This window comes from Vibrio sp. 2033 (assembly GCF_033339735.1).
In genome coordinates this window covers 1-7,522 of the sequence record NZ_JAWOVC010000047.1, presented here as the reverse complement: position 1 = coordinate 7,522, position 7,522 = coordinate 1, and the positions used below count along the sequence as shown (strand labels likewise).

Genomic DNA, 7,522 nt, shown 5'->3' with positions numbered 1-7,522 from the left:
CGCCTTACTGGATCTATGCGGTTACAGTTTTGCACCGCGATACGCGCAGTTCAGTAGTGTCATCAATGATCTGTTTGATGTGACTGAAAGTGAACAAGGCAGCACCATACTGGCGCTAAAGAAGCCTATCAGAACGAATGTTATTACAACGGGATGGCAAGATATCAGGCGTATTGTTCTGTCACTTCAGACAAAGCGGACGACACAAGCAATGCTGGTAAGAAAGTTGTCTGGTTACCCTTCTGGACACCCAATATTACAGGCTCTGACGGAGTATAATCGACTGGTTAAAGCGCAATATTTACTTGACTACATCGACGATGCCAGTTTGCGGCAGTATGTGCAACGTGCCCTGAACCGGGGAGAAGCATGGCACTTCCTTAGACGAGCCATTGCGTCGGTGAATGGTGATCAGTTCCGTGGCAAAAACGAGTCTGAAATCGCTATCTGGAATGAATGCGCAAGATTGCTTGCCAATGCGCTCATCTACTTCAACTCCGCGATACTGAGTCATCTTCTGGGACACTTTGAAGCGACAGGTGATGAAGAAAAAGCGGCTATCACTCGTGCTGTTTCGCCCGTTGCATGGCAAAATATCAACTTAAGCGGGACGTATAACTTCACCAATACCGGAAAATTGCCTGATATTAGTGAAATTACGAAGCCAATCGTGGATGATTAAGCTTGGAAACGAAAGTAACCCACAGCTGGAGGCTATATAATACAAAGCCTGTAGCATTCTATGTTACTTTAGAGGGGAAAATCCCTAGAACCCCTTCTTGGCTCATAGTTATTTCCAAGCTAAAGCTATGGATTTTATGAACGCGTCTGGGCGTAATAAGATGATTACAGGGTTGGAAAAATCAATAGAGTTGTTCAATGAGGTTGAGGACATCCTAAACCCAATCACAATGACTGTCGCAGCAAAGTATGGGTTAACCGAGGAAGTTATTGCAAATATTCAAAAACAGGCTCTGGAAGATGCGAAAACCGACCTTTAACAAACGACTATGGCGTCAATAACTAATTTTTAGCTATGTTCTAATCCTACATGATGCATCTCTTAGCATATCACAACCATCTTGCGAACACATGCAATAATAGCAAGCGTTTAAGGTTTCAAGATGCTTTTTCTAATCTGACAAAAACGTTTTAATACACAGCTCTAAAACATTTTTGTCCAGATACGTGTTCCAGCGGATGGTCAGACAACCAGTATGATACTTTTATAGTCAATTGTTGTGAGATTGAAACATGGTAGTACCAATTGGTATGAATCTTTATTTATGTCAGCGTGACATTTAGAACGGTACTGACAGGCTTACTTGAACATTTAGTATGAAACTTTATTTCTCTCCCAAATCTACGGGGACTTCAAACCATAAATATACACGGTATCCACCACCTAAACTACACCACAAGCCGCTGTTACGACACCAATAACCTTAACTACCTCACTCGCTTTAACTCGAATTAAGCGAGCTTCGCTCGCAAAGAATCAAGCTCCCTTTCGCGTCTTCGACGCTAACGAATAAGGGCTTCGCCCTAAATATTTCTACTCCTTGGTGGCTTCGCCACTGCTAAGACCCCCTGGAAAAAAGTTTGGCGTAGCCAAACATAGATATGGATAGATAAAGATAGAAATAAATCGATATGAATAGTATTTACCAATCTAAGAAGCGGCGAAGCCGCTGGTTCTCCCAGGGGGGAGAATGCTCAAGAGGCGGCGAAGCCGACCTTATAGTTACAGCACGTGCGGATGGAGCGAAGCGGTGGGGGAGAGGCACCAATGAGTACCTTAAAGTGTGGTGGATACCGTGTATAGTTGACTAATTTTTGTTCGATAGTGGTTCAAATGAGGTCCGATTTAGACCTCAATATTTGAAAACGAAGTATTAAGTTAAAGCTGATAATGGCCAAGCAAATGTACTCAATGAGTTGTCTGACTCTTTGATTTTCTCCACAAGGTCATCCGCTCCGACTTCAATACCACATTCATACAGTCCATAAACCTCTTTTACAAAGAAAGGTTCGTCCGAACTAGTGTCCTTTACCATTTTTCGATTAAGGCATTCATTAATAAATGTTCTAGAGACATGTAAGTTCTCAGGATGTTGCCTGTTCCAGGTATCGATCGTATGCATTCTGGAATCTTTGATATGAGCGAGGTGCTGACTAATTTGTCCTCCAATTATCGACACTATGACAGTAATCGAAAACAATATTACTTTTAGACTAAGACGGATCGCAGATTTCATGCAGTATTCCTATTATAGAGGGGGATTTATTCTGATTTGGTGCTTAACGAGGTTGTTTGTGAAAGCTCTATCAAGTTGTAGTTAGGTCATGACATAAAAGGAACACCAGCCTTTTCTAGGTCTTGCCATGTAAGGGGGGCGTTCTTCACTGTACGGGGTGTTTCAAAGTGAACATTTTCGGCTTCTGAAATAAACATTCCTCTATCAGGATTTAAAAGATCCATGATTAAAGTGCCATCGGGATGGACAATAAACTCCAATTGATATCCCTCCGGTACATTTGGCCATTTATAATCCTCAGGAATGATGCCTTTAAGCCTTTGCGAGACAATGGAGACTGTCAAAACTTCATCTTTATCAATTTTTATCATATCAATCATACTCTTCGTTAATATTTGTACCAAAGCTCATATGGAAACTAAGTTGATCAAATTATCAACTAGCTCAGCATGAGGTTTTCCTAACATACGTATTAAAATATATGGTAACATTAGTATTGTTTTTTATACGCGAATGACATCTATTATTCAATGTTTAGTCTAGACTGCCTAAGAATGGTTGAGGAAAAGCTAATGTTTAGAACAAAGTATTTACTGATAGCACTATCTTGTACTGCTTTGATTTGCCTGATTTTCTTTAATAGCGGAGCATACAAAGACAATTTCGAGGTGGTGGCCAAGGTATGTGGTCTACTATCACTAGCTAGCTGGCTAGAACGTACAAAGCAGATATAACAGATAGTCGTCATGTGGCCAAAACCTATACATCCATATCTACTTAAAAAGCATGCGTACAGGTGTGCTCTAGATCCATATCGACACACGTTGATGACACTCCAGAACTATGACGACCTGATAAACCTAGATCTGCAGGTGCTTGATACTCTCTATCAACTAGAACATTTGATAGTCAGTCATTTAGAAAAAATGACAAACCATCATATTAACTCAATTACTAGTGGTAAGTACCTTTTCGGCTTGAAACTAATAGAGGCGGCTATACACAGACTTCCAGTACCGACATTCGAAAATATTGAACTGACATCGCGATCAGATAACGGCGTAAGACAAATCCTCGCGATAAAAGTGTTGTAACTGAGAATATTTGAACTAGGAGACTCAAGATTGGAAAGCGCAGTAACTAAAACAAGATGTACTGCTAAGCGCAATACATCAACGAACATCGAAAGGGCATGCTCTGCTAGTTTAGAAGAATTACTTTCAACCTATAAATTAATTGAAAGTATGGGAAGGTATGATCCTCTCTGGATCTCTTTCGAAAGAAACAGAATTGAACAAATTTGCAAAGTTAAAGAATGGACTAGGGTTGGTTTAAAAGAGCTCAATTGTATTTTGTCTTTGAAAGATATGATTAAGCTCGCCAAGAAAGAACCTAACCTAACACCACTACTTGACAGGTTATCAGGGTGTTATCGCGTTAGAAGTACCAATACTTACATGGTAAGTACCTCAAGCGAACTCGATTTGTTGAAGATTGAATTTACAGCAGCAGCACGATTTACTGTCGCAAGTTGGATGTACATTGCATTTTCTACCCATTTTGAGGACGGAGTTGAGCTAGGTTGGTCAACCATTGATGCAATATTCGAATCTCAATCACTCCCTTCAACACATCCAGACACATGGACAATGGACAATTTCTTATACATCTAGGAGGTAATAATATGATGCATTACAAAGACTCTGTATTTTCACCAGAATGGGGGCAGTTCACCAGAAGAATAGTTATATTGGCATTTTCTCTAACAATTGTAGGTTTAGCTGCATGGCGATTCTCTCAATTAGAGTCTTTTAATCTGCTTTATATAGTAATTCTTCTTCTTGGTATCCTTATCCAGGGGCTATACCCAATTTATGCTGAACGCAAAGAATTGAGACGCAAGCTTTACAGAAGACACTTGAGTACACTTAATATTGATATTCTCGAGAAGTATTTAAATCAAGCTGAAAGCGATATAGAACGAGATTTGATAGAAGACACCATTTCAACAATACGTTATTGATTGGTGATTGAATGGATATCAAATTCGACACTACTGAAATCTATCACGAGAATCGACACCAAAACCTTATGCGTATAGTCAACCAAGACTACAACCGTAAGATTCAGAACTTATGTAGACATTTAGATATGCCTCACTTGGCCAGTTATCTCAGCCACAGATCCAAGCCTCAGAAGAACATCAGTCACAGACTAGCTAGAAACATAGAAACAAAGCTCGGTATGCCTATTGGACAACTTGATGAGGCCATTTCTACCATAAATGTAGACCCAACAATTGATGATAACCTCCCAATTGACAAGCTTGCCAGATCTAGGAATTTAGAGATCCTATTGACCCTTATAGGGAATGGCAATATTAGCAAATTGAACTCAGAGCTAGGTTGTCATTTGAACAATCATTTAGGGCCCAATAAATCCCGTATGCTAGGAAAAAAGTTAGCAACCAGAATTGAAACTAAACTAGGGCTACGCCCTGGCACCATGAGCGTGAAATGTACTTTCAATGATTTTCTACCATATTTAAACAGGGACCAATTGACTAGGCATATCGAGTCTAAACAAGAAGAGTATGATGAACGAATGTCAAAACGTAGAATAATAATTGAACAAAGGAATGATATCGTGAGCCAGATGTTGAAGAAGATAGCCAGCTTTCTGGAAGGCAGTGGTACACATGAAATATTAGAGGATTCTGATATTAGAAAGGTGTATATCCCTGTGCCAAACCACAAAAATGAACTCCCAATATTAGTTAGCTGCGAAACTAAGCCATCAAACAGATTCTTAATTTTATGCTCTAAAGGTATGACAGAGCGACACGATAAACTCACAAACATGATTTTAAGCGATAGGGATAAGTTTGAAACAGATGTCGGTGAAATGGACCATTATCCAAAAATCGCTGTAATAAACGCCTATGACCGAGAGTTGGCGATGCCATCGTTGAATAACCCAGAAATTACATTAATTATTAAAAAGGCTTTGTATCAGCTCAGTAATTTGACAGACGACTATTTGCTAGCAAAGTTTAAGTTAAAAACGGTATATAACGAACTAGTAACCGCACAACTCCAATACGTAAAGTCATTCAGTTCTGTGCAAATCATTAAAACAAAGGAGCTGTTACATCGAGGTTTTTCAATACCCAATATTAAGTTGCGTGGAACAAGGGAACTTAGCCACTCTTTACTAGTACCAGTTAGCAATAGCAAAGATACCTTAAGAGAAGTACGGGAGTTTGCAAAAGGAAGTGGTACTGACTTCGTATTGCCCATCTGTATAAATAATGGCAATGTGGTGTCAGACCAATTTGTGCCTACCAAGACCTGGCTGGCCAGCCACATATAGATACAAGCTTGATCATAACCATATAAAAACAAAAGATAATTGATACATACTTGGTAACATCTTAGTATGTGTCAATATGGTTTTTTTTTACGCAAAGTAGGAAGTATGTTGTTCTTTCTTGAAAAATTGGGGATCAAGGCAGCGATGCACTGTCGGCTCGTGAATGGTAATCAAGAGCATTTATTATGGGGACTGGATTGGAACTCGAAAAGAGCACTACTTGAGTCAAAAAATCGCTGGTTTTGGCTACCTTTACAAAATGTAGAAATATCGAATGTTACAAACATAGTCGATAAACTTTCGGAGTTTTACGCTTCACATGATGAAAAGATATTAGGTGTAAATTGGCTTGAAGGCACACTATTGATATCTAAAGATACTCACTTGGATTGGGTTACCGAAGAAGATCTCGAGCTTCCTTAAATCATAACCTAACTGTTTAAAGAAGGATTAATTTATGGCCACTGTTGCAGCATTACCTTTCCCTCAACTACCTGAGTTTTTTTCATTTTTCGCAACAAACCCCTACGGAATAGTAATTAGTTTACTATTAGGATTGATCATTAGTGGCGTTGTGTTGAGAGGACTAGTTGATCTGTTTAGAGGTCAACAAAAGTAATAGCTCAATTTTGTTTAGTTTTTAGATAATACAATTTAAGACTTATAACCTGATGAGAAGCGGCATGTTAGAAAGAACAATGGAAAGAGAGCTCATCTTTCATGGTACACGAGCTAAGGAGTTTGATAAATTTGAGTTAGGCATGCTAGGTACAGGCGAAGGCTGTAATGATGCTAATGGATTTTACTTCGTTTCTAATCTGAAAGGAGCATGCTATCACGCTGACTATAAAGCGAGGCAGGTAGGTAAACCTACCGTATATGTGTGCGCAATAAAGGAACAAGCTAAAGTAGTAACTATTGGTAAATCCATTTCTATGCACCCCAAATATCTACAGCAACATTGGGATAAATTACCAGTGTGGATATCAACTAAGAGGGGTAAAGAATGGTACTCAGAACTTGCAAAACCACCTGAAAATCGAATACACAATGACCTAATTGATTTGAATGAACGGAAACGTTGTCATATTTTGCGTGAAAACGGTATCGATATCTTAAAGGATTTTGAGAGTGGACAATTTGTAGACGGTGGGTATCATGGCCGTTCTCATTTAGTGTTAAATCCAGACTCTATTGATATAATTGAGACTTTAAATGTAGAAGAAATATATGATGAAATATCTGGGAGACCCAAATTTTACCACCTCCGTAAAGAGCCTTGTATATTTGGTAAATCAAATATTTTAAGCCGACTTTGCGAGTATGACTGAGTATATTTTGACCCGTTTAAATCTTTCAGATATTAAGTTTAACATAGACATTGTTCTAGCATACCCAGGTTAAATATCAAATTGAAAGGGCTGGTGGGTGTTTTATAACCAGCCTTTTTGATGAACAAATAATATTTAAAACTAGATATAACTAGTCATGAAATACAATTATTGTATTTCATGCATTGAATATTCCAAAACAATCCCCACCTTAATACTAATACTAACAATAAAACGGATATAATATGTTCGACTCACTTAAAAGCACCTTTCCCTGGTCTATTATAGCTATCGTTGCTGTATCTGGCTCTGGAGTCGTCGGTGCAAAACTATACAAAGAATATCTCAAAACTACCGGGCCAGCAGTTGTTCAAGGCATTTCCGACAACGAAGCGTACAAAGACTTTGTTGACTGCCTGACGGTGGTAGATTTAGAGCGTTCTAGCTTAATGGGGTTCTAGGGATTTTCCCCTCTAAAAAGACTTAATCCTCTGTAGACCACACCAATAAATGGCTGCGGAGGTGGGTTACTACTTATAAGTGTGGCAAATTAGGTAAATA

10 protein-coding genes are annotated in these 7,522 nt (G+C 38.9%); 8 read left to right on the top strand and 2 right to left on the bottom strand.

Going from position 1 to position 7,522, the window contains the following annotated elements; genetic code table 11:
• Together R7P74_RS23990 and R7P74_RS23985 are read left to right on the top strand one after the other, a co-directional pair.
• On the top strand, positions 1–682 hold a 682-nt coding region (locus R7P74_RS23990), incomplete at its 5' end, for a Tn3 family transposase (RefSeq protein WP_225468083.1).
• Between the two features lie 127 nt (positions 683–809).
• A complete protein-coding gene (locus R7P74_RS23985) occupies positions 810–1,001 on the top strand; it encodes a hypothetical protein (protein WP_225455764.1) in 192 nt (63 codons plus the stop codon).
• 894 nt (positions 1,002–1,895) lie between these two features.
• On the opposite strand, the gene R7P74_RS23980 is transcribed toward R7P74_RS23985, so the two are convergent.
• Entirely contained in the window at positions 1,896–2,258 is a 363-nt protein-coding gene (locus R7P74_RS23980) for a hypothetical protein (RefSeq protein ID WP_025634091.1), read from the bottom strand.
• Between the two features lie 86 nt (positions 2,259–2,344).
• On the bottom strand, positions 2,345–2,629 hold the full coding sequence (locus R7P74_RS23975; RefSeq protein ID WP_138058896.1) for a hypothetical protein: 285 nt from the start codon (positions 2,627–2,629) through the stop codon (positions 2,345–2,347).
• A gap of 753 nt (positions 2,630–3,382) precedes the next feature.
• Here R7P74_RS23975 and R7P74_RS23970 point away from each other — a divergent pair.
• The 6 genes from R7P74_RS23970 (at position 3,383) to R7P74_RS23945 (ending at position 7,422) form a co-directional block, all read left to right on the top strand.
• On the top strand, positions 3,383–3,931 hold the full coding sequence (locus R7P74_RS23970) for a hypothetical protein (protein ID WP_025634097.1): 549 nt from the start codon (positions 3,383–3,385) through the stop codon (positions 3,929–3,931).
• An 11-nt stretch (positions 3,932–3,942) separates the two neighbouring features.
• Positions 3,943–4,281, top strand: coding sequence for a hypothetical protein (locus tag R7P74_RS23965; protein WP_025634098.1), 339 nt, complete (start codon positions 3,943–3,945; stop codon positions 4,279–4,281).
• Positions 4,282–4,292: 11 nt separating this feature from the next.
• The gene (locus R7P74_RS23960) at positions 4,293–5,630 is read left to right on the top strand and encodes a hypothetical protein (RefSeq protein ID WP_025634099.1); all 1,338 of its coding nucleotides are present in this window, start codon (positions 4,293–4,295) and stop codon (positions 5,628–5,630) included.
• 105 nt (positions 5,631–5,735) lie between these two features.
• Positions 5,736–6,053 carry a hypothetical protein gene (locus R7P74_RS23955; RefSeq protein WP_025634101.1) on the top strand — a complete coding sequence of 106 codons (318 nt, stop codon included), beginning with the start codon at positions 5,736–5,738 and terminating at the stop codon, positions 6,051–6,053.
• Between the two features lie 260 nt (positions 6,054–6,313).
• On the top strand, positions 6,314–6,961 hold the full coding sequence (locus R7P74_RS23950; protein ID WP_042776360.1) for a hypothetical protein: 648 nt from the start codon (positions 6,314–6,316) through the stop codon (positions 6,959–6,961).
• A 245-nt stretch (positions 6,962–7,206) separates the two neighbouring features.
• On the top strand, positions 7,207–7,422 hold the full coding sequence (locus R7P74_RS23945) for a hypothetical protein (protein ID WP_169572863.1): 216 nt from the start codon (positions 7,207–7,209) through the stop codon (positions 7,420–7,422).
• The last annotated feature ends 100 nt before the right edge of the window (positions 7,423–7,522 follow it).

Coding starts and splice junctions, on each gene's coding strand:
- R7P74_RS23985 (WP_225455764.1), top strand. CDS start 810: ATGGATTTTATGAACGCGTCTGGGCGTAATAAGATGATTACAGGGTTG.
- R7P74_RS23980 (WP_025634091.1), bottom strand. CDS start 2,258: ATGAAATCTGCGATCCGTCTTAGTCTAAAAGTAATATTGTTTTCGATT.
- R7P74_RS23975 (WP_138058896.1), bottom strand. CDS start 2,629: ATGATAAAAATTGATAAAGATGAAGTTTTGACAGTCTCCATTGTCTCG.
- R7P74_RS23965 (WP_025634098.1), top strand. CDS start 3,943: ATGATGCATTACAAAGACTCTGTATTTTCACCAGAATGGGGGCAGTTC.
- R7P74_RS23960 (WP_025634099.1), top strand. CDS start 4,293: ATGGATATCAAATTCGACACTACTGAAATCTATCACGAGAATCGACAC.
- R7P74_RS23955 (WP_025634101.1), top strand. CDS start 5,736: ATGTTGTTCTTTCTTGAAAAATTGGGGATCAAGGCAGCGATGCACTGT.
- R7P74_RS23950 (WP_042776360.1), top strand. CDS start 6,314: ATGTTAGAAAGAACAATGGAAAGAGAGCTCATCTTTCATGGTACACGA.
- R7P74_RS23945 (WP_169572863.1), top strand. CDS start 7,207: ATGTTCGACTCACTTAAAAGCACCTTTCCCTGGTCTATTATAGCTATC.